Source organism: Streptomyces sp. NBC_01622, from assembly GCF_045209635.1.
Taxonomy (GTDB): Bacteria; Actinomycetota; Actinomycetes; order Streptomycetales; family Streptomycetaceae; genus Streptomyces.
In genome coordinates this window covers 5,260,718-5,281,729 of the sequence record NZ_CP109293.1, presented here as the reverse complement: position 1 = coordinate 5,281,729, position 21,012 = coordinate 5,260,718, and the positions used below count along the sequence as shown (strand labels likewise).

The following is a 21,012-nucleotide window of genomic DNA, read 5'->3' as shown; positions in this document are numbered from 1 at the left end:
ATGAGCCACACCCGTCTCACCAGACGAACCCTGCTCGGAAGCACGCTGGCTTTGGCGGTCCCCCTGCCGAAACCGGGGCCGACGGGCCCCAGGGGCGAAGTCCCGTCCCTCTGGCGGGAGTTCACCCGCACCCCCTTCACTCACCCCCAGATCCCCTACATCGGCGGCGCGGGCGCCCGGCGCCACCCCCGCCCCACCCGGGCGTTCGACGTCGTCCGCTACGGCGCCGTCGAGGACGGCACCACCGACTCCGCCCCCGCGATCAACCGTGCCATCGCCGCTGCCGGCCGGGCCGGCGGTGGCACGGTCCACATCCCGCCCGGCACCTTCCGCATCGACGACGTGATCCGCGTGGGCCACTCGAACGTCGTGGTCAGAGGCGCGGGCAGCGACCGTACAAAGCTCTACGCCACCAAGAACCTCACCGAACTCATCGGCGTCTACGGCTCCCGCTACGGCGGCGACAAGTCGTCCTGGTCCTGGGCCGGCGGCCTCATCTGGCTTGCCCCGACCGCCCGTTGGGACTCACTGGTCGTCGCGATCAGGGCGAAGGCCTGGCCCTTCGAGGGCTGGACCGGCAACAGGCGTGACGAATGGCGGCAGTTGACGACCGTCGAACCGGCCCGGCAGGGCTCCTGGACGGTGACGGTCGCGGACGCCTCCCAACTGAGGCCGGGCGAACTGGTGTTGCTCCGCCTCGCCGACGACACCGCCCACACCCTCCTCCAGCACATGGCGGGCGGCGGCCCCGGCCCCGAGGCGTACTACTGGGACGACAAGACCAAGCTTCTGTCCTACGTCCCCTACGAATGGCCCGTCCGCATCGCCCACGTCCACGGCCGCAGGGTGACTCTCGAACGCCCACTGCCCCTCGACCTCCGCCCCGAGTGGAACCCCCAATTCACCACTCACATAGAGGAGTTGACGGGCTCGGGCGTCGAGGGCCTCACCCTGGAGGCGGTCGAGACCCCGCAGCAGCCGCACCTCCTCGACAAGGGCTACAACGGGGTCGTCCTCCAATGCGCCTACGACTGCTGGGTGGACGACGTGACGGTCCGTCATGTGGACAACGGTTTCGGCCTGGTGGCGGCCTCGGCGTGCACCCTGCGCGGTACGACGGTGGCGGGCCGCGGCTCCCACCACCCCTACTTCTGCCGCGAGGGCTCGCACGACAACCTCATCGAGGACTTCACGATCGAGGAGCGCACCGTCCCGGCGTCGCCCAACACCCAGCTCCACGGCATCAACGTCGAGGGCCTGTCCTCCTACAACGTCTGGTCCCGCGGCGACATGCGCATGGGCACCTTCGACAGCCACCGCGGCTTGCCCTTCGCCAACGTCCGCACCGACATCACGGTGAACAACAACGGCCGCCACGGCGGCGACGCGAACGCCGGCCCGCTCTTCGGCGCCCGCTTCACCCACTGGAACATCCGCGTCACCAACGGCCGCGCGGGCCTGATGAAGATCGACCAACTCGCCCCGTACAGCGCCACGGTGGGCCTGAACACGGTCACCGAGTTCGACCAGACCGACGTCCCCGACTTCACCGGCGACCTGCACTCACGCCTGGAGCTCTACGGCACGACGGACGCCGTACGGCCGCGGAACCTGTACGAGGCGCAGCGGGAGCTGTGACTCAGGTGCGCCACAGGGTGTCGTAGCCGATGAAGTCGAACATGCGCTGTCCGGGCGGGAGTTGGCGGTTCTCGCCGGTGAAGCGGTGGGCGCCGACGGACGCGGTGAGCGCGGGGTCGGAGACCCACAGCCGCTCGAAGCCGCGCTCCTCCAGCCAGGCGCAGATCTGCGGGACGAGGTCCGGGGCCTTGCGGTTGCGGGTCCAGATCACCGTGCCGCCGGTGCGGCAGAGCTGGGTGCAGTGATCCAGGAGACGTTCGACGTCCGGGTCGGTGATGTTGCCGAGGACACCGCACAGGAGGACGAGGTCGGCGGGTGCGAGGTCGGCGTACTGATCCGTCAACGAGGCGTCCCCGGCGACGACTTCGACCCCGGAGAGGCCCGCGGCCCGGGCGGCCTCGGTCGCGTCGGCGACGTTGCGTTCGTCCAACTCGACCAGCCGGGCCCGGACTTCGTCTTTGCGCGGATGGTCTGCCAGTACGCCGATCAGGTCACGGCCCTGTCCGGCGCAGAGGCTGATCGCGGTGAGCGGGTCCGCCGGGGCGGCGTCGAGGGCGTACCGGACGCGTTCCTGGACGAGGGCGAGGCGCTCGCTGAGGTAGGAGTCGGGGGAGTCGTAGGCGTCGTGCCACTCGTGCCAGTCCATTCCGGGAACCTAACCGCGGTGCTGATCCCTGTCGCGTGAATAACGTCCCGGCGTGACCCCCACCAACTTCCGGAAATGGCGGGTGAGATGGGACTGGTCGTAGAAGCCGGTCGCCGCCGCCACCTCGCCCGGCGGGCGCCCGTCGAGGAGGAGCCGGCGGGCGCGGTCGACGCGGCGGGACATCAGGTACTGGTGCGGTGCGATGCCGTACGCCCCGCTGAACGCCCGTACCAGATGGGCGGGATGGGCATGCACGAGCCGCGCCGCCTCGTCGAGCGCGATGCCCTCGGTGACGCGCTCGTCGAGGAGCTCGCGCAGGGTGCGGGCGAGGGCGGGGTCCTCGGTGGGGGCGGGGGCGGACGGCCGTAGGTGGGCGTGCAGCCGTTCGGCGATGAGCGTCAGCCGGCTCGCCGCCTCCAGCTCGTCGCCGGGGTGGTCGAGCGCGGTGTGCAACTGACCTACACGCAGCCGGAGTTGGGGGTCGCGGAGGTCGGGCCGGTCGACGGCGGAACCGATCAGGTCGTCCGGCAGATGCGTGCCGTCGAGATAGAGGACGCGTTTGCGGAAGCCGTGCGGGGTGGCGGGGGAGCCGTTGTGCGGGACGTGCGGCGGGAGCAGCGACACCGTGTCGTGCGGGGTGCCGTGCTCGTGCCGGTCGAGGTCGTACCGTACGGCGCCGTCGTCCACGATCAGCAGCGTCCACGCGTCGTGCACGTGCATCGGGTACGCGTACTCGGTGAAGTGGGCGTGGAAGACCTCGACGACACCGGGGATGCGGGGCCGCCACGCGGAGACTTCCTGCTCGGGGCGGGCGGGGCCGTGGTGCGGGGCCATGCAAAGAACGTACAAGACGGGGGCGTGGGGCGGTCGGCAGTCTCAGTGCATGAGCACTGACATCGCTGGTGAACCGATCCGCTTCGACACGAAGATCGCTGTGCTGCTGCGCGACGACCTGGAACCGTGGCAGCGGCTGAACGTCACGTCCTTCCTGGTCAGCGGCCTGGGTACGCAGCTCCCCGAGGTGATCGGGGAGCCGTACGAGGACGCCGACGGGGTCGGTTATCTGCCGATGTTCCGGCAGCCGGTGATGGTCTTCGAGGCCACGAAGGAGGTCCTGGTGGCGGCCCACGGCCGGGTCCTGTCCCGGGCCCTGCCGCGCGCGGTCTTCACGTCCGACCTCTTCGGCACCGGCAACGACCGGGACAACCGGGCGGCGGTACGGGCCGTCGCCACGGCCGACCTGGATGTGGTGGGGCTGGCGGTGTACGGGCCGCGGAACGGGGTGGACAAGGTGGTGAGGGGGGCGCGGATGCATCCGTGACGCCATCCATGACCGAATCTGCACAGGGTGTGCGCAACCGCGAGGCGGGCGGGGCCCGTTGGGGCGGAGTTGTCCGGTTCGAGCCGGCCGCCGCACTGTCTGTAAGCCCGCTGTGCGCCGCCGCGTGTAGAGAACCCGGACCCAACTCGTGTGCACACTCACACGGTTCGGTCACCGCCGCATTCAACTGCCCCGCCGCGAACGGGTTCGGACTGGATGCCCCTCACCTCGCGTGGTTTGATCCTGCGCATCGCGGCCCGCAGTCTGTCCCCCAGCGGGACCGCATCCCCATTGTGGATCACCATGCGAAGGGCAGTTACCCCATGAACTCCGCTCCCCAGGTTCAGACCCTCGAGATCTCCGACGCCGAGCTCGACACCGTCTCCGGCGGCGTGAGCCCGCAGATCGGCGTCACCGTCGGCTCGACGACCCTCAGCAGCGCGGACCTCCTCGCCGAGGTCGACTCGGTCAAGGCGACTGCCCTGGGCAGCCTCGGCGGCACCCTCTCTGCGCTCCCCCACAACGTCGGCGTGAACGTCGGCTACTGACCGACGCCCATCGGCGGTCATCGCCGGTCACCACGACGAGCCCCCTACCGGCAGAAGAAGTGCAGGTGGGGGCTCGTCGTTGGCGTAGGCGTGCCATCGGAGGGCCGTCAGGCCGCGCTGACCTCCGGTTTCGCGGCGGCGGCAGAGGGCCCGACGGCTGCTGCCCCGCTCGCCGGCAGCCGTCGCATCAGTGCGCCGTACCCCACCGCGGCCCCCGTCCCGACGACCGCGCACATCCCCCACAGCCACTCCGCTCCGAACCGATCGATGACGAAGCCGGACATCAGCGGTGCGACGAGGGCGGCCACGGCCCAGGACAGGGTGTACATGCCCTGGTAGCGCCCACGTCCCTGGACCGGCGAGAGCCGGACGACGAGCCCCGTCTGGGTCGGGGCGTTGATCATCTCACCCAGGGTCCACCCGCACACCGTGAGCGCGAAGACGCCGACCGAGCCGGCGAACGCGGTGAGCCCGAAGCCGTAGCCCGCGAGGAGCGAGGAGACGACCAACAGCCGCTTGGCGTCGCGGTGTTCGATGAGCCGGGTGACCGGGATCTGGAGGGCGACGATGAGGAAGCCGTTGACGGCGATCGCGGTGCCGTAGTCGGCGGGGGTGAACCCGGCCTCGCCCATCGCGACCGGCAGTCCGACCGAGCCCTGCTGGAAGACGAGCGCGACGAGGAAGGACAGTCCTACGACGCTCATGAACCGCCCGTCGCGCAGTACGGTCCCGAGCCCGACGGCGTCGTCCGCGGCCTTCTCGGCACCCGTGGCGACCGGCCGTGACTCGGGCAGCTTGAGGAAGACGACGACCGCACACAGCGCCGTCATCCCCGCCTCGATCAGGAACCCGGCGCGGTAGCTGAACTCGGCGATGAATCCCGCGGCCATGGAGGAGACGGCGAAGCCGAGGTTGATGGCCCAGTAGTTGAGCGAGAACGCGCGGACGCGGTCCTCGGGGCGGACGATGTCGGCCATCATCGCCTGGACGGCCGGGCGGGAGGCGTTGCTCGCCATGCCGACGAGGAAGGCGACGCCGGCGATGGAGACCGGGTCGTGCACGAAGCCGAGGACGGCGACGGAGAGGGCGGTCGCGGACTGGGCGATGAGGAGGGTCGGGCGGCGTCCCAGCCGGTCGGTCATCACGCCCGCGCCGATGGACGAGACGACCCCGCCGAGCCCGTGCAGCGAGGCGACGAGACCGGCGTAGGTGGCGGAGTAGCCGCGGTCGAGCGTCAGGTACAGGGCCATGAAGGTCGCGACGAACGCCCCGAGCCTGTTGACGAGGGTGCTGGTCCACAGCCACCAGAACTCGCGGGGCAGACCGGAGACGGTTTCCCGGGCGGCGCGTCTCAGGGCGGCGAGTGACATGGTGGATCCCCCACGGTCGGACGGGTGTGTAAGCGGCTCATGCGCCACTCACAACTTACGAAGGGGGCTCTCGTGCGAGCCACTCAATTAACAGAAGCCGTCAACTGTCGGACGGGGAGGCGGGCACCCGACCGTGGCCCGAATGCGTGGATTACGCTCTGAGGCATGGCCGACGCACCGTACAAGCTGATCCTCCTCCGCCACGGCGAGAGCGAGTGGAACGCGAAGAACCTGTTCACCGGCTGGGTGGACGTCAATCTGAACGAGAAGGGCGAGAAGGAGGCGGTCCGCGGTGGCGAACTCCTGAAGGACGCCGACCTCCTCCCCGACGTCGTTCACACGTCCCTCCAGAAGCGGGCGATCCGCACGGCCCAGCTTTCGCTGGAGGCCGCGGACCGCCACTGGATCCCGGTCCACCGCAGCTGGCGCCTGAACGAGCGCCACTACGGCGCCCTCCAGGGCAAGGACAAGGCGCAGACCCTCGCGGAGTTCGGCGAGGAGCAGTTCATGCTGTGGCGCCGTTCCTACGACACCCCGCCCCCGCCCCTCGAGGACGGCACGGAGTTCTCCCAGTCCGCGGACCCGCGCTACGCCTCCATCCCCCCGGAGCTGCGCCCCCGCACGGAGTGCCTGAAGGACGTCGTCGTCCGCATGCTCCCCTACTGGTACGACGGCATCGTCCCCGACCTCCTGGCCGGCCGCACGGTCCTGGTCGCCGCCCACGGCAACTCCCTCCGCGCCCTGGTCAAGCACCTCGACGGCATCTCCGACGCCGACATCTCGGGCCTGAACATCCCGACGGGCATCCCGCTGTCGTACGAACTCGACGCATCCTTCAAGCCGCTCAACCCCGGCGGCACGTACCTCGACCCGGACGCGGCCGCGGCCGCGATCGAGGCGGTCAAGAACCAGGGCAAGAAGAAGTAGAGCCCCCCAACTACACTCGAAAACAAGCGATTTGGGGGAGCGGCGATGCAGCAGTTCATGGACTGGTCTGTAGTCGCCATGGGATGCCTGCTGGTCCTGATGGCACTAGGCGGTCGGTGGTGGGAGCGGGCCAAGGCGCTCAAGGGAGCCGGGCCTGTTCGGGGCACGCGCTTTTTCTGGGCGTGGCTCCCCTTGCTGCTGGGGTTGGGAATGATCGCCTCCAACCTGCCGGCGCTGCTGCACGCGTCCCACGCCGTCGTCATGACCATGGACACCCTCAACCTCGTACTGGCGGTCACGACGGTGGTCCTGGTCCTCCGGGTCGCACGTCACTCCCACCGACGACGAGCTCTTCGCACCCTCGAATGAACACCCCCCGCCCGGGGACGCGGACGGCCCGGGTTCGCATCCGATGCGAACCCGGGCCGCTCGTAAGGGAGTTCAGGAGACCCCGCAGCGCCTCAGCGCCGCCGGCTCGCCTTCGCCAGCGCCGGAACGAAGCGCAGCGCGTCCACCGTGCCCACGCCCGTCGCCATGTCGTAGCCGTTGCCGGCCGTGTAACCGGTCACGCCCGCGTACGTGTTGTTCGTGCCGTCGTTCACGTCGACGATGCCGTTGCTCTTGGCGCCGTGCTTCGCGAGCGCGTACAGCGCCTCGTTGATGTTGCCGACGCGGTGCCCGGCCGCCTGGTCGGCGAGGGCGACGATGCCCGAGAAGAGCGGTCCGGCCTCGCTGGTACCGCCGTAGACGTCCCAGCCGATCGCGGTCGGGTCGTAGCTGGAGTAGACCCAGGCGCCGCCGTTGACCGCCGCGGCCATCGACACGTCGGGCGTGGCGCGCTGGGTGCCGACGACGCTCTTCACGCCGTTCTGGAAGGACGGGCGGGAGAACACGTGGGACTGGCCGCCGCCGCTCGCGCCGTAGTCGTTGTAGACGCTGTCCGGGGTGACGCGCTCGCCCTTGTCGTTCAGGTGGAGCTGCGTACCGCCGATCGACGTGACCAACGGGTCTGAGGAAGGCCAGGAGTTGACGGGCTTGTCGTAGAAGGCCGAGCCGTCCAGGTTGTAGTCGGTGGCGCCGCCGTCGCCGGAGGAGGCGAGGACGGTCACGTGCTTGCGGTTGGCGTCCTGGAAGGCGTAGCGCAGCTTCTTGATGCTGGAGAAGTCGCCCTGGTCGAAGCCGGGGAAGGTGTTCTCGGTGGCGCCGAAGCTCTGCGTGATGACGTCGCCGACGCCGTGGTCGATCAAGTACTTCTCGGCGTCCATCATTTCGGGCAGACCGGTGACGCCCTCGGTCTCGGCGACCGCCGTTTCCACGAGCACGATCTTCGCGTCGGGCGCGACCGCGTGGGCCATCTCGACGTCCAGGGTGCTCTCGCCGGCCCACCCGGTCATGTCGGCGTTCTTCGGGTCGAAGACCGGGACCTTGCCCCACTTGACCACATTGACCTTGGTGCTGCGGAGGCCGAACTGCTTGCTGTAGACGTCGAGATCGTGCTGGATCGTCGGCGACCCGAACGAGTCGACGATGACGATCGTGCGTCCCTTGCCCGTGATGCCCTTCTTGTAAAGGGAGTTGAGGTTGTACGCGGTGCGGTACTGCAGCGGGTTGTAGCAGGCGATCTGCCACTTGGCCTCGCACTCCTCGCTGGAGAGCGGGCTCGGCACGTCGCGCGCGAGGGTGTGTCCGGTGATGGCCGGGATCGCCTTCGTCTGCGGTGCGGCGGCGGGTGCGGCGCTGCTGACGCCGGCCAGCGGGGCGGTTGCCAGTGCGGCTACGGCGAGAGTGGCGGTGGCGGCCGTGGAAGCCGCGAGGCCACGTCTGTTGCGGGCTATGTGCATGAATGCCCCCTGGATGATTGTGAGTTGCACGCGATAGTCTGCGTGCATCTCATCCAGTGAGACATGCACAGGACAAGTCAGTTGAACTGCCGATGCCGAAGCCTTTGCCCAAACAGCACCCAATGCCCGAACGGTTCTGCCGGGCGCACGGGTCTACTCAGGCCGCGGCCCCGGCCAGCCGCCGGAACGCCTCCGTGGTGCGGGGATGCGCGATCTCGTCCAGCAGGTGCCGCCACTCGGGATCACCCTCGGCGGGGTGCGCCAGGTCCCACGCGGCCAGCAGCGGAGCGAGCGCGCTCTCGCCGGGGACCTCGGCCGGGTCGGTGAACTGCCTTGATTCCATGGGACGTTCCTTCCGGGCGGGCGATCCGTGGAGATCGGCCGGGTGGCCAACTGGCTTCTACGATGCCTTCGTCCGCCCGCACCCACCATGGAGCGCCCCACCCGGTTGGGGGTGGGGCTGACCGCACCCCGGGGCACCCCCCAACATCCCCGGGTACGGCGTCAGATCGAGTACGGCACCGGATGCACCTCGTCCGCCCGGTGCCCCGCGCGCTCGTGAACACGCTGGACCGCCTCGGGCGACGGGGCCTCCGACAGGCAGTACACGGTCCCGGACTCCGGATCCGCCCAGGCCCGCTCGAAGTGGACGCCCTCGCCCTTCTCCACGGCGAGATCCGCCTTGTGGGCCGCCATCAACTGGTCGGCCGTGATGCCCTTCATTCCGTGATGTACGTCCATGTACTGAGCCATGGCTTCGCACCTCCTTGTGCTGTTCCCCCCTCCCCATGCTGCGCTTCCACGGCCGCCGGGGCTACCGTGCGGAACGAGCACGGGGAGGGTGAGGGGCATCCGTTCGGGGACGCCCGGGCTCTGCCCGACGGCTACCACAGCCTCCCGGCCACCACAGACGTCCTGCTCACCGTGGCCGGGAACAACCCCTGGGCACGCCGGAGGGCCCCGGCGCCGTAGCACCGAGGCCCCTCCGGGCGGGAGCAGGCGGCGGTCAGCCGCACTGGCAGGGATTGCCCGACTGGCACCCGCATCCGCAGCCCGAGCCGCAGCCGCAGGCGCCGAAGAGCGGAAGGCTCTTGATCTCGGCGGGCTGCTGCGTCTCGCGCTCCTGCGTCGGGTCCGGCGTCGTCGTAGCGGGGGATTCGGCCATGGGTCCTCCTGGAGGCTCGTGCCTGTGCCCATCGGATGCTGCCCATTGGATGCCCGTTCCGGCGGGCGCATCAACGGCGCATTGAGGCTTCCCCCGCGAGCCCCCCGACCTGGGCCTACGCCCCCTCGGCCCCCGTCGCCGGCTGGATGTCGGGCTGGAGTTCGTCCGCGTGCTCACCCGTGACCAGGAACACCACGCGCTTCGCCACCGACACCGCGTGGTCGGCGAAGCGCTCGTAGTAGCGGCCGAGCAGCGTCACGTCGACCGCGGTCTCGATGCCGTGCTTCCACTTGTCGTCCAGCAGGTGCTGGAAGAGGGTGCGGTGCAGCAGGTCCATCGCGTCGTCGTCCTGCTCCAGCTGGAGGGCCAGGTCGACGTCCTTCGTGATGATGACCTCGGCCGCCTTGGCCATCAGGCGCTGGGCGAGCTGGCCCATCTCCAGGATGGTCGCGTGCAGGTCGTGCGGCACCGCGCGGTCCGGGAAGCGCAGCCGGGCCAGCTTCGCCACGTGCTGGGCGAGGTCGCCGGAGCGCTCCAGGTCGGCCGACATACGCAGGGACGTGACGACGATCCGCAGGTCCGTCGCCACCGGCTGCTGCCGGGCCAGCAGGGCTATGGCCCGTGCTTCCAGGTCGTGCTGGAGGTCGTCGACCTTCTTGTCGGCCTCGATGACGCTCTCGGCCAGCTTCAGGTCGGAGTCCAGGATCGCCGTCGTGGCGCGCCCGATCGCCGACCCGGTCAGCCGGGCCATCTCCACCAGACCGTCACCGATCGAGTCAAGTTCCTCGTGGTACGCGTCCCGCATCAGGGTTCCCTCTCCTACGTTCGCTTCGGGGGCTCAGGGGCCCCGGGCCCGTCGGTGTGACTAAAAACCGGCCCTTCCACCCCACGCTCCCACGTTCCCGCTCCTACGCGACGGTTTCCGCCACCCCGAATGAACCAATACTGGCTCCAAGGTGAACTCTGGGCGACGAGTGTTCGAGGTCGCACTCCGATGGCTGTGGCCAGGAGGTATCCCATGCCTAACCTGGGGGCATGGACGTGAACGCGGCGGTCGCCGCAGCGGCAGCGATCGCCGGGGTGCTCACCGGTGTCATCGCCATGCTGGCGTTCCGCTGGAGCGAACGCGACCAGAAACGGCCGACCAGGACCTCCCTGCACACGGACCCGGTGCTTCCGCCGGGCGTGGACACCGTCCTCTCGGTGCTCCGTTCCTCGGCCGTCGTCCTCGACGAAGCGGACGCCGTGGTCAAGGCCAGCTCGGCGGCGTACGCCCTCGGACTGGTCCGTGGCGGGAAACTGTCCGTCGACCCGATGCTCAAGATGGCCCGGGACACCCGGCGCGACGGCGAGATACGCCAGGTCGAACTGGATCTGCCCCGGCGGGGCACCGGACGCGGCGAGGCACTCGCCGTGTCCGCACGTGTGGCCCCGCTCGGCTCCCGGCTCGTCCTGCTCCTCGTGGAGGACCTCACCGAGGCCCGCCGTATCGAGGCCGTACGACGTGACTTCGTGGCGAATGTCAGCCATGAGTTGAAGACTCCGGTCGGGGCCCTCTCCCTCCTTTCCGAGGCGGTCATGGACGCCTCCGACGATCCTGAGGCGGTGGAGCGCTTCGCCGGCCGGATGCAGATCGAGGCCACGCGCCTGACCAATCTCGTGCAGGAGCTCATCGACCTGTCACGGGTCCAGAACGACGACCCCCTCGAAGACGCCGAACCGGTGCGCGTCGACGAACTCGTCGCCGAGGCCATCGACCGCTGCCGGCACCAGGCCGGCACCAAGCAGATCACCATGGCTGCGAGTGTGGGGGCGCCCGAAGGGCTCGATCAGGGTGGTGGCGGGAGACGGGCGGGCGGCACCGCCGACCTGCACGTCTGGGGCAACCGCGGCCAGTTGGCCGCCGCCCTCGGCAACCTGGTCGAGAACGCCGTCAACTACTCGCCCGCCCGCACCCGTGTCGGCATAGCCGCCCGCCGGGTGACCGCGCCCGGCGGCGACCACATCGAGGTCGCCGTCACCGACCAGGGCATCGGGATATCCGAGAAGGACAAGGAGCGCGTGTTCGAGCGCTTCTACCGTGTCGACCCGGCCCGCTCGCGGGCCACCGGCGGTACGGGTCTCGGGCTGGCGATCGTCAAGCACGTGGCCGCCTCGCACGGCGGGGAGGTCACGGTGTGGAGCTCCGAGGGACAGGGCTCCACGTTCACCCTGCGGCTGCCGGAGGCGGGTGCGGCCCGCGACCGTGCCCACCAGCACCCCGACCTCGACGACGAGGCCGAGGCGTCCCCTTATCCATCCCCGTACGAACCGCTTCCCGCCCCGGAGGTCCTTCCGTGACCCGAGTGCTCGTCGTCGAGGACGAGGAGTCCTTCTCCGACGCCCTGTCGTACATGCTCCGCAAGGAGGGCTTCGAGGTCGCCATTGCGACCACCGGGCCCGACGGACTCGACGAGTTCGAGCGCAACGGCGCCGATCTCGTCCTGCTCGATCTGATGCTGCCGGGGCTGCCCGGCACGGAGGTCTGCCGCCAGCTGCGCGGCCGCTCCAACGTCCCCGTGATCATGGTGACGGCCAAGGACAGCGAGATCGACAAGGTCGTAGGCCTGGAAATAGGAGCCGATGACTACGTCACCAAGCCCTTCTCGTCCCGTGAACTGGTCGCCCGTATCCGGGCCGTCCTGCGCCGCCGCGGCGAGCCCGAGGAGGTCACCCCGGCCGCCCTCGAGGCAGGTCCGGTCCGCATGGACGTGGATCGCCACGTGGTCACGGTCTCCGGCTCCAAGGTCGACCTGCCGCTCAAGGAGTTCGACCTGCTGGAGATGCTCCTGCGCAACGCGGGCCGCGTACTGACCCGCATGCAGCTCATCGACCGCGTCTGGGGCGCCGACTACGTGGGCGACACCAAGACCCTCGACGTCCACGTCAAGCGCCTCCGCGCCAAGATCGAGCCGGACCCGGGCGCGCCGCGCTACCTGGTGACGGTGCGCGGCCTCGGCTACAAGTTTGAGCCGTAAACCGCGATCACCTTCTTATCGGCGCTACGACGAAGGGCGGGACCTCACGGAGAGGTCCCGCCCTTCGTCGTAGCGATACGACTGTTGCTACGGCCGCTGCTCAGCCGGCGGAGGCCGTAGCCGTCGCCGTGGTGCTCTCGGAGGCGGAGTCGGACGGCGTGACCGACGTGCTCTTGCCGGGCTTCGGCGAGGCGGAGGTGGTCGCGGTGGGGATCGCGGTCGGGCCCCACTTGGTGAAGTAGCTGTCGGCCGGGACGACGAACGCGCTCAGGCTCACCGCGCCGGTCGTGCTGAGGGTGAAGGTGACCTTCTGGGCGTTGCCGTCCTCCAGGCCGGTGCCGGCGTCGGTCAGCGCGGCGGAGGCGTTGCCCTTGCCGCCCAGGACGAGCGAGCCGAAGGCGGGGACGACCAGCTTGCCCTTGCCCTTGGCGGGGGTGAGCGTGGCCGTGCCGACGCCGTCGACGCTGACCGAGTCCAGGGTCTGGGGGTCCTTGCCGGTGTTGAACAGGGTCGCGGAGATCACCGCCGGGCCCGAGGGCTGGGGGCTGGAGTCGGTGATGGGCTGGGTGATGACGAGTGCGTTCTGCACCTTGATGACGCCGACGGAGACGGCCGCGTTGTCCGGCTTGACCTCAAGCGTCTGGGCGTCGTTGCCGGCACCGCACGCGGCGAGCGAGGCGATCGAGAACGCGATGGCGGCGGCGGCGAGGGCGCCGCGTCGAAGGCTGCTGCTCACGGCGGCGGCTACTCCTTGAACGTGGGCGGAGCAGGGCGACTCCCGAATAAAGCCGCCCTAAGTGTCTGTCAGCGGCCTTAGGTTACCGAGCCGTTCCCGCGCCACCGCACCCGACCCTCCCCCAACCGGGTACCCGTGTGCCACAAGTGACTCGCGGGTCACTTGTGCCCGGCACTCGTCCGGCATTCACATAAGCAGCTCAGCCGTCCGTCGGCGGATTTTCCGTGAAGAATGCAGGACACCTCGAAGAATTGATCACCGGCCGTTCCATGCCACCTCGGTGATCAATTCCGGATTCGCCTCGCACCGGGCTCCGCGCGCCGAACGGAGTAGCGGAAGTCGAGCACTTGGAACCAGACATTTGGGGACGTTCGTCCACTTGGAGGCGCCTCCGGATGTGTGTAACGTACGCGTTTCACCTCGCCCGGAGAGCCGCTCCGACCTGCGAATACCCTCTTCCGCTCGGCCTCCGCAGCACGTTCCTGTTGCTGTTGTCAAGCCCCGAGATATGCCCTGACCTGCGAAAACGCCATTCAGAACACGCAGTTTCCGTGTTACCCTGGATAGCCACGGAAGGGGTACCTGTCACATGACGTTCAAGGTTGGCGACACCGTGGTCTATCCCCATCACGGGGCCGCGCTGATCGAGGCTATCGAAACTCGCCAGATCAAAGGCGTGGACAAGACCTACTTGGTGCTGAAGGTCGCCCAGGGTGACCTGACGGTGCGTGTGCCAGCGGACAATGCGGAGTTCGTCGGCGTACGTGATGTGGTCGGTCAGGACGGGCTGGACCGGGTCTTCGAGGTGCTGCGCGCTCCGTACGCCGAGGAGCCCACGAACTGGTCGCGTCGTTACAAGGCAAATCTGGAGAAGCTCGCCTCCGGCGATGTCATCAAGGTCGCGGAAGTCGTCCGTGACCTGTGGCGTCGTGAGCGCGAGCGCGGACTCTCCGCAGGTGAGAAGCGCATGCTCGCCAAGGCTCGCCAGATCCTGGTGAGTGAGCTCGCGCTCGCGGAGAACACGAACGAGGACAAGGCCGAGGCTCTGCTCGACGAGGTTCTCGCGTCCTGACGCAGGCGACTGGTACGCCCTGCTCAGCACACTGAAATGCCGTGGTGCCCGATGACAGCCCGCCTGTCGCCGGGCGCTTCGGCATGTTCGGGGGAAATTCGCGGCTTCGTCGAACGCCGGAGAAACGTCCCCCGATAATGGTGTGCCGGGCCCGGGCAGCAGGCTCGACCGGTGTCACGGAAGGGTCCGGTCAAGGCGTCGTGCCCGGCACTCCTCAGGCCATACCCACGTAGGTCGAGCACACAAACCTGACAGGAACCGATGTCTGACGATTCGCGCTCTTCGCAAGCGCAGTCCTCCGTCGCCGCCGTGATCCCGGCCGCCGGACGGGGCGTACGCCTCGGCCCGGGCGCCCCCAAAGCGCTACGCGCGCTGAACGGCACCCCCATGCTCATCCACGCGATCCGCGCACTCGCCGCGTCCCGCGCGGTCTCCCTGGTCGTCGTCGTGGCCCCGCCCGACGGCGCCCCCGAGGTCAAGACCCTCCTCGACGCGCACGCGCTGCCCGAGCGCACCGACTTCCTGGTCGTCCCCGGCGGCGAGACCCGCCAGGAGTCCGTGAAGCTCGGCCTGGACGCGCTGCCCCCCGGCTACGACGTCGTCCTCGTCCACGACGCGGCCCGGCCCCTCGTCCCGGTCGACACGGTCGACGCGGTCATCGAGGCCGTACGGGACGGGGCTCCCGCCGTAGTACCGGCGCTGCCCCTCGCCGACACCGTCAAGGAAGTCGAGCCGGCCGCGCACCCCGGCGACCCGGAGCCGGTGGTCGCCACCCCCGAGCGGGCCCGCCTCCGCGCCGTACAGACCCCGCAGGGCTTCGACCGCGCCACGCTCGTCCGCGCCCACGAGAAGGTCACGGACAACGTCACCGACGACGCGAGCATGGTCGAGCAGCTCGGCCTGACGGTCGTGGTCGTCCCCGGCCACGAGGAGGCCTTCAAGGTCACCCGCCCCCTGGACCTGGTCCTCGCGGAGGCGGTCCTCGCCCGCAGGAGGCTCAACGATGGCTTCTGACCCGTACCCACTGCCGCAGGTCGGCATCGGCACCGACATCCACGCCTTCGAGGAGGGCCGCGACCTGTGGTGCGCCGGTCTCAAGTGGGAAGGCGAGGGCCCGGGCCTGGCCGGCCACTCCGACGCGGACGTCGTCGCCCACGCGGCCTGCAACGCGCTGTTCTCGGCGGCGGGGCTCGGTGATCTGGGCCAGCACTTCGGTACCGGCCGCCCCGAGTGGTCGGGCGCATCCGGCGTCACCCTGCTGACGGAGGCCGCGAGAATCGTCCGCGAGGCGGGCTTCACCATTGGCAACGTCGCCGTACAGGTCGTAGGGCCGCGCCCGAAGATCGGCAAGCGCCGGGACGAGGCACAGAAGCTGCTGTCGGAGGCGGCGGGTGCTCCGGTGTCCGTGTCCGGGGCGACAACGGACGGCTTGGGCTTCCCGGGGCGCGACGAGGGCTTGATGGCGGTGGCAACGGCGCTGGTGGTCAAACACGGTTGAGCGGCCCAACCTTTGGTTTTCAGGGGCGCGGGGAACTGCGCGACCAGCCCCCACCGGCCGGTACCCGACATACGGTCCCGCGCACCCTGTACCGCCCACTACCCTTGTACCGTGACCATTCGCCTGTACGACACCAGCACCCGGCAGATTCGCGACTTCACCCCGCTCACAGCGGGCTGTGTCTCGATCTACCTGTGTGGTGCCACCGTGCAGGCCGCCCCGCACATCGGCCACATCCGCTCGGGCCTGAACTTCGACATCCTGCGCCGCTGGTTCGAACACCGCGGCTACGACGTCACGTTCATCCGCAACGTCACCGACATCGACGACAAGATCATCGCCAAGTCCCGTGACCAGGGCCGCCCTTGGTGGGCGATCGGCTACGAGAACGAGCGCGCGTTCAACGACGGCTACCAGGCACTCGGCTGCCTCCCGCCGACGTACGAACCGCGCGCGACCGGCCATGTGCCCGAGATGATCGAGATGATGCGCGGGCTCATCGAGCGCGGGCACGCCTACGAGGCCGACGGCAGCGTCTACTTCGACGTGCGCTCGTACCCGGACTATCTGCAGCTGTCGAACCAGGACATCGACGACCTGCGCCAGCCCTCCGAGGAAGGCATCACCGGCAAACGCGACCCGCGCGACTTCGCCATGTGGAAGGCGACCAAGCCGGGCGAGCCCGACTGGGAGACCCCGTGGGGCCGCGGCCGGCCGGGCTGGCACCTGGAGTGCTCGGCGATGGCGCACAAGTACCTGGGCCCCGCCTTCGACATCCACGGCGGCGGCCTCGACCTGATCTTCCCGCACCACGAGAACGAGATCGCCCAGGCCAAGGCCTACGGCGACGACTTCGCGCAGTACTGGGTGCACAACGCCTGGGTCACCATGAGCGGCGAGAAGATGTCGAAGTCGCTCGGCAACAGCGTGCTGGTCAGCGAGATGGTCAAGGTGTGGCGGCCGATCGTGCTGCGCTACTACCTCGGCACCCCGCACTACCGCTCGATGATCGAGTACAGCGAGGAGGCCCTGCGCGAGGCCGAGTCCGCGTTCGCGCGGATCGAGGGCTTCGTGCAGCGGGTCGTGGAGAAGGCCGGGGGAGTCGTCGAGCCCGCGGCCGAGGTGCCGCCGGCGTTCGCCGAGGCGATGGACGACGACCTGGGCGTGCCGCAGGCGCTCGCCGTCGTGCACACCACGGTCCGGCAGGGCAACAGCGCGCTGGCCGCCGACGACAAGGAAGCCGCCGTCGCGCGTCTCGCCGAGGTGCGCGCCATGCTCGGCGTCCTCGGCCTGGACCCGCTGGACCCGCAGTGGGCCGGCGAGACCGACCGCGGCGAGGACCTCCACGGCGTCGTCGACACCCTGGTCCGCATGGTCCTCGACCAGCGCGAGGCCGCCCGGGGCCGTAAGGACTGGGGCACCGCGGACGCCATCCGCGACCAGCTCAACCAGTCCGGCCTGGTCATCGAGGACGGCCCGCAGGGCCCCCGCTGGACCCTCGGCCCACGCTGAACCCACCCCGGTCAACGAAGATCGACTGTGCCGCCCGGCCCTCCGGGCGGCACACTGCATAGACGTACGTCCACAGACTTTTGATACGACTCTGAACAGACAGGTAGGTCATGGCAGCCAACAACCGCCGCATGTCCGGCAAGAAGGGCGCGCAGGTCGGCAGTGGCGGCCAGCGGCGCCGGGGCCTGGAAGGCAAGGGCCCCACCCCGCCCGCCGAGGCGCGCAAGGGGCACAAGAAGAACCGCGTCGCCAACGCCAAGGCCAAGCAGGTCCAGCGCCGCCCGGTCGCGCGCGGGCGTGGCGGCAAGGGCACGTCCGAGATGGTCGTCGGCCGCAACCCGGTCGTCGAGGCGCTGCGCGAGGGCGTCCCGGCGGTCACGCTCTACGTCCAGCAGTTCATCGACAACGACGAGCGGGTGCGCGAGGCGCTCCAGCTGGTCGCCGAGCGCGGTGGCGTCCACCTCATGGAGGCCCCGCGCCCCGAGCTGGACCGCATGACCAACGGCCTCAACCACCAGGGCCTGGTCCTCCAGGTCCCGCCGTACGAGTACGCGCACGCCGAGGACCTCGCCAACGCGGCCTACGACAAGGGCGAGGACCCGCTGATCGTCGCCCTCGACGGGGTGACCGACCCGCGCAACCTCGGCGCGATCGTCCGCTCCGTCTCCGCGTTCGGCGGCCACGGCGTCCTCGTGCCCGAGCGGCGCGCGGCCGGCATGACCGCGGGTGCCTGGAAGACGTCGGCCGGTACTGCGGCCCGTACGCCCGTCGCCCGCGCCACGAACCTGACGCGCGCGCTGGAGGCGTACAAGAAGGCCGGTATCGCGGTCGTCGGCCTGGCCGCCGACGGAGAGGCCGAGATCGGCGAACTCCCCGCCCTGGAAGGCCCGGTGGTCATCGTCGTGGGCAGCGAGGGCAAGGGCCTGTCCCGCCTCGTCGGCGAGACCTGCGACTACCGGGTGCGGATTCCGATGCCGGGTGGCGCGGAGTCGCTGAACGCGGGTGTGGCGGCCGGGATCGTGCTCTACGAGGCGGCCCGTCGCCGTAACTGAGTCGTAGCTGTACGGATGTTCGGCGCAGTCACCCACTCGGGGCAATCTGGCGGTCGAGGGCGAGCTTGACGCTGTCCGGACACATCCGGCAAGTCGGAGCAGTGTCCTAAACACACGTCACTCGGTTAGATGAGTGTGGACACCAGAACACCCCGCACACCCACGGGGGACCGCTCGTCCGGATTCCAGTCCGGATTGGACGACGCTCCCGCGCTGAGCATGGTGAAGGTGCCGAGCGATCCGGCCCAGGTCATCGTCAACCATGCGAGTTTCCGCGTGCAGCTGGGCGCCTCGACGCGCACCCGAAACCCGCGCCTCGCACGGCAGTTGAGCACCGCCGAGGACACCGGCCGGATGCCCGCGGCCGGTGCCGCGCGCCGTAGGCCCGTCGTCTGGAGCGGCAGGTCCGCCCCGGACGACACCGGCGCCCACCGGCTCCTCCAGGCCGTGCGGGGCAGCGGCGTCCGCCACGGCGAGCAGCCGGCCGCCGGCGCCGGCGCCACGCAGGTCATCCCCCGTATCGCGGACGGCGGTTACGGCGGCGGCCTGACCGCGCAGACCCTCGAAACCCCCGTCGTCGGCGCCCAGCGGGGCCACGCCCACGACACCGGCGAGAACCGACTCCTGCCGCAGATGCGGACCGTGGGCAGCGCCTACGACGAACCCGCCTACGGAGACGGGGAGTTCGAGGACTTCGAGGCGGACGGCGAGCGCGAGCGGCGCACCGGACGGCACTCCAACGACCCGGTACGGCACGCCTATTACCCGGGCCGCCGGATGAACCTCGGCGTCGTCCTGCTCCCCCTGCGCATCTTCCTCGGTTTCATCTCCATCTACGCCGGCATGGGCAAGCTGTGCGACCCCGTCTACTTCGACGGCGGCAAACGCGGCTCCATGGTCAAGTGGCTCAACACCCTGCACCCCTGGGAAGTCGCCGAGCCACTACGGCAGTTCGCCCTCCAGCACCCGGTCGGCTCCGGGCTCGTCATCGCCTTCGCCCAGGTCATCGTGGGCGTCCTGACGATTCTCGGCCTCTGGCAGCGGGTCGCGGCGGTCGGCGGCGCGCTGCTCTCCGCCGCGCTCATCGTCACCGTCAGCTGGAAGACCGTTCCCGCCTACGACGCCCCCGACATCATCTACCTCGCCGCCTGGTCCCCGCTGATCATCGCCGGCGCCCCCGTCTACTCCATCGACGGCCGCCTCGCGGGCAGCGCCTGGCGCCGCCTCGGACCCCGCGCCGACATCTGGGAACTGCGCCGCTACGTGCTGCGCCGCGGCGCCCTGGTCACGGCGGTCTCCATCGGCCTCACCCTGCTCATCGGCTCGCTGCTGGGCGGCGCGGTCCGCGACTCCAGCCGTGTGGTCGTCCCCGGCCCCGGCGAGGCCCCGCGCAACGAACTGCCCGGCGCCCCGCTCCCCGGTGAACCGACCAAGAGCCGCAGCAGCAGCCCCTCGGCGGTCGACTCGCCGTCCCGGAAGGCCACTTCGGCCAGCCCGTCGCGCGCCGCGACGAGCCCGGGCGCGACCCACTCGTCGACCGGTACGGCCACCGGCGGCGCCCCCAGCCAGACCCAGGGCACCGCGGGCCGCACCCAGCCCCAGCGGTCCTCCCCGGCCGGCCAGGCCCCCAGCACGACCTCCGGCCCGACGTCGGGCGGCGGTACGACCGGCGGCACCGGCTCAAGCGGCGGCTCCAGCACCGGGGGTTCGTCCTCCTCCGGCCAGCCGGGCCTGGTGGGCGGCCTGTTGGGGTAGCTGGGCCGGTGGGCGGCTTGTTGCAGCAGTCACCGCCCACCGGCTGACACATAGGAGGAGGGCCCGCACTTTCCGGTGCGGGCCCTCCTCGGCTTTGTCTCAACGACCAAGCGCAGCAAGCTCCTTGGCGGCTTCCCGCAGATCCTTCGCGGTGTCGATGGCCCGCCAGTAAGCCCCCTGCGGAATCGGGAACCCGGCCAGCCGCAACTCACGCGCGAGGTGCGGGAACGTCGTCCGCTCGTGGTCCCCCCGCTCCGGCAACAACCCCGCGAACTCGGGCGAGAAGACGTACACCCCCGCATTGATCGCGTACTGCGTCGGCGGCGACTCGATGAAGTCCGTGACACGCCCGAAGTCGTCCGTCTGCACGGCCCCCCAGGGGATCCGCGGCCGGGCCAGCGCGATCGTGGCGACGGCGTCGCGCTCGGTGTGGAAGTCCGCCATGTCACGCAGCGAGAAGCGGGTCCAGATGTCGCCGTTGGTGGCGTACCAGGGGCTGTCCGGGCGGGGCAGGTGCGCGGCGGCGTACTTGAGGCCGCCGCCGCGGCCCAGGGGCTCCGTCTCGACGACCGTGGTCACCTCGACCGGCAGGTCGGCCGTCTTCAGCCAGGCCTGCAGCACCTCGGCGAGGTGCCCGCAGCTGACGACGACGTCGGTCACGCCCTCCTCGGCGAGCCAGACGAGCTGATGGCCGATGATCGGCGTCCCGGTGCCCGGGATCTCGACCATCGGCTTGGGCCGGTCGTCGGTGTAGGGGCGCAGCCGGGATCCCTGGCCACCGGCCAGGATCACGGCTTGGGTGGGGCGCGACGCGGCGTTCGGATCGGTCATGACCCGAACTGTACGTGGCGGCCCCACCGCATCTTTCGGCTGCAACCGTTCCTTAATCAGCCGTTACCGACCTCCTACTCCGG

The 21,012-nt window shown here is 70.0% G+C and carries 23 protein-coding genes; 13 read left to right on the top strand and 10 right to left on the bottom strand.

The genetic code is table 11. The features are described from left to right. Window positions 1–1,638, top strand: coding sequence for a glycosyl hydrolase family 28-related protein (locus OH768_RS23945; protein WP_406456761.1), 1,638 nt, complete (start codon window positions 1–3; stop codon window positions 1,636–1,638). A gap of 1 nt (window position 1,639) precedes the next feature. On the opposite strand, the gene OH768_RS23940 is transcribed toward OH768_RS23945, so the two are convergent. Both OH768_RS23940 and OH768_RS23935 read right to left on the bottom strand, forming a co-directional pair. Continuing rightward, on the bottom strand, window positions 1,640–2,284 hold the full coding sequence (locus OH768_RS23940; protein WP_406456759.1) for a class I SAM-dependent methyltransferase: 645 nt from the start codon (window positions 2,282–2,284) through the stop codon (window positions 1,640–1,642). A 9-nt stretch (window positions 2,285–2,293) separates the two neighbouring features. Beyond that, on the bottom strand, window positions 2,294–3,118 hold the full coding sequence (locus OH768_RS23935) for an AraC family transcriptional regulator (protein ID WP_406456757.1): 825 nt from the start codon (window positions 3,116–3,118) through the stop codon (window positions 2,294–2,296). Between the two features lie 49 nt (window positions 3,119–3,167). Between OH768_RS23935 and OH768_RS23930 the strand changes: the two genes are divergently transcribed. Next, window positions 3,168–3,605: a DUF2000 family protein gene (locus OH768_RS23930; RefSeq protein WP_406456755.1), complete on the top strand. Its 438-nt coding sequence runs from the start codon at window positions 3,168–3,170 to the stop codon at window positions 3,603–3,605. A gap of 323 nt (window positions 3,606–3,928) precedes the next feature. Further along, window positions 3,929–4,153, top strand: a complete 225-nt coding sequence (locus tag OH768_RS23925; protein ID WP_406456753.1) for a hypothetical protein — start codon at window positions 3,929–3,931, stop codon at window positions 4,151–4,153. 107 nt (window positions 4,154–4,260) lie between these two features. Here OH768_RS23925 and OH768_RS23920 read toward each other — a convergent pair whose 3' ends face one another. After that, window positions 4,261–5,523: an MDR family MFS transporter gene (locus tag OH768_RS23920; protein ID WP_406456751.1), complete on the bottom strand. Its 1,263-nt coding sequence runs from the start codon at window positions 5,521–5,523 to the stop codon at window positions 4,261–4,263. 165 nt (window positions 5,524–5,688) lie between these two features. Between OH768_RS23920 and OH768_RS23915 the strand changes: the two genes are divergently transcribed. Further along, window positions 5,689–6,450, top strand: a complete 762-nt coding sequence (locus OH768_RS23915; RefSeq protein ID WP_406456749.1) for a phosphoglyceromutase — start codon at window positions 5,689–5,691, stop codon at window positions 6,448–6,450. Between the two features lie 45 nt (window positions 6,451–6,495). Continuing rightward, window positions 6,496–6,819 carry a hypothetical protein gene (locus OH768_RS23910; protein ID WP_406456747.1) on the top strand — a complete coding sequence of 108 codons (324 nt, stop codon included), beginning with the start codon at window positions 6,496–6,498 and terminating at the stop codon, window positions 6,817–6,819. Window positions 6,820–6,911: 92 nt separating this feature from the next. Here the strand turns inward: OH768_RS23910 and OH768_RS23905 are convergent, their stop codons facing one another. The 5 genes from OH768_RS23905 to phoU form a co-directional block, all read right to left on the bottom strand. Continuing rightward, complete coding sequence (locus tag OH768_RS23905) at window positions 6,912–8,291, bottom strand: S8 family serine peptidase (protein ID WP_406456746.1); 1,380 nt, start codon at window positions 8,289–8,291, stop codon at window positions 6,912–6,914. Window positions 8,292–8,448: 157 nt separating this feature from the next. After that, a complete protein-coding gene (locus tag OH768_RS23900; protein WP_406456744.1) occupies window positions 8,449–8,634 on the bottom strand; it encodes a hypothetical protein in 186 nt (61 codons plus the stop codon). 161 nt (window positions 8,635–8,795) lie between these two features. Next, window positions 8,796–9,044, bottom strand: coding sequence for an SCO4226 family nickel-binding protein (locus OH768_RS23895; protein ID WP_406456742.1), 249 nt, complete (start codon window positions 9,042–9,044; stop codon window positions 8,796–8,798). Window positions 9,045–9,297: 253 nt separating this feature from the next. Beyond that, on the bottom strand, window positions 9,298–9,456 hold the full coding sequence (locus OH768_RS23890; RefSeq protein WP_019072373.1) for a hypothetical protein: 159 nt from the start codon (window positions 9,454–9,456) through the stop codon (window positions 9,298–9,300). Window positions 9,457–9,571: 115 nt separating this feature from the next. Beyond that, window positions 9,572–10,261, bottom strand: coding sequence for a phosphate signaling complex protein PhoU (gene phoU / locus OH768_RS23885; RefSeq protein WP_200712019.1), 690 nt, complete (start codon window positions 10,259–10,261; stop codon window positions 9,572–9,574). A gap of 230 nt (window positions 10,262–10,491) precedes the next feature. Between phoU and OH768_RS23880 the strand changes: the two genes are divergently transcribed. Together OH768_RS23880 and OH768_RS23875 are read left to right on the top strand one after the other, a co-directional pair. Then, on the top strand, window positions 10,492–11,796 hold the full coding sequence (locus OH768_RS23880; protein ID WP_406456739.1) for a sensor histidine kinase: 1,305 nt from the start codon (window positions 10,492–10,494) through the stop codon (window positions 11,794–11,796). Continuing rightward, a complete protein-coding gene (locus OH768_RS23875; RefSeq protein WP_009340348.1) occupies window positions 11,793–12,473 on the top strand; it encodes a response regulator transcription factor in 681 nt (226 codons plus the stop codon). Before OH768_RS23880 ends, OH768_RS23875 begins: the two co-directional genes overlap by 4 nt. A 100-nt stretch (window positions 12,474–12,573) precedes the next feature. On the opposite strand, the gene OH768_RS23870 is transcribed toward OH768_RS23875, so the two are convergent. Beyond that, window positions 12,574–13,209 (bottom strand): DUF461 domain-containing protein, encoded by a 636-nt coding sequence (locus tag OH768_RS23870; protein WP_406456737.1) that lies wholly within the window; start codon window positions 13,207–13,209, stop codon window positions 12,574–12,576. Window positions 13,210–13,798: 589 nt separating this feature from the next. Between OH768_RS23870 and OH768_RS23865 the strand changes: the two genes are divergently transcribed. The 6 genes from OH768_RS23865 to OH768_RS23840 all read left to right on the top strand — a co-directional run bounded on the left by OH768_RS23865 (window position 13,799) and on the right by OH768_RS23840 (window position 20,098). Further along, the gene (locus tag OH768_RS23865) at window positions 13,799–14,281 is read left to right on the top strand and encodes a CarD family transcriptional regulator (RefSeq protein WP_003953493.1); all 483 of its coding nucleotides are present in this window, start codon (window positions 13,799–13,801) and stop codon (window positions 14,279–14,281) included. Window positions 14,282–14,542: 261 nt separating this feature from the next. Next, on the top strand, window positions 14,543–15,295 hold the full coding sequence (gene ispD / locus OH768_RS23860; RefSeq protein WP_406456735.1) for a 2-C-methyl-D-erythritol 4-phosphate cytidylyltransferase: 753 nt from the start codon (window positions 14,543–14,545) through the stop codon (window positions 15,293–15,295). Continuing rightward, window positions 15,285–15,779: a 2-C-methyl-D-erythritol 2,4-cyclodiphosphate synthase gene (gene ispF / locus OH768_RS23855; RefSeq protein ID WP_406456733.1), complete on the top strand. Its 495-nt coding sequence runs from the start codon at window positions 15,285–15,287 to the stop codon at window positions 15,777–15,779. Before ispD ends, ispF begins: the two co-directional genes overlap by 11 nt. A 111-nt stretch (window positions 15,780–15,890) precedes the next feature. Continuing rightward, window positions 15,891–17,291, top strand: coding sequence for a cysteine--tRNA ligase (gene cysS, locus OH768_RS23850; protein ID WP_406456731.1), 1,401 nt, complete (start codon window positions 15,891–15,893; stop codon window positions 17,289–17,291). Window positions 17,292–17,401: 110 nt separating this feature from the next. Beyond that, window positions 17,402–18,343 carry a 23S rRNA (guanosine(2251)-2'-O)-methyltransferase RlmB gene (gene rlmB / locus OH768_RS23845; RefSeq protein ID WP_406456729.1) on the top strand — a complete coding sequence of 314 codons (942 nt, stop codon included), beginning with the start codon at window positions 17,402–17,404 and terminating at the stop codon, window positions 18,341–18,343. 129 nt (window positions 18,344–18,472) lie between these two features. After that, the gene (locus OH768_RS23840; protein ID WP_406456727.1) at window positions 18,473–20,098 is read left to right on the top strand and encodes a DoxX family membrane protein; all 1,626 of its coding nucleotides are present in this window, start codon (window positions 18,473–18,475) and stop codon (window positions 20,096–20,098) included. A gap of 99 nt (window positions 20,099–20,197) precedes the next feature. Here the strand turns inward: OH768_RS23840 and OH768_RS23835 are convergent, their stop codons facing one another. After that, a complete protein-coding gene (locus OH768_RS23835) occupies window positions 20,198–20,929 on the bottom strand; it encodes an NDP-sugar synthase (RefSeq protein WP_406456725.1) in 732 nt (243 codons plus the stop codon). Window positions 20,930–21,012: the final 83 nt, after the last annotated feature.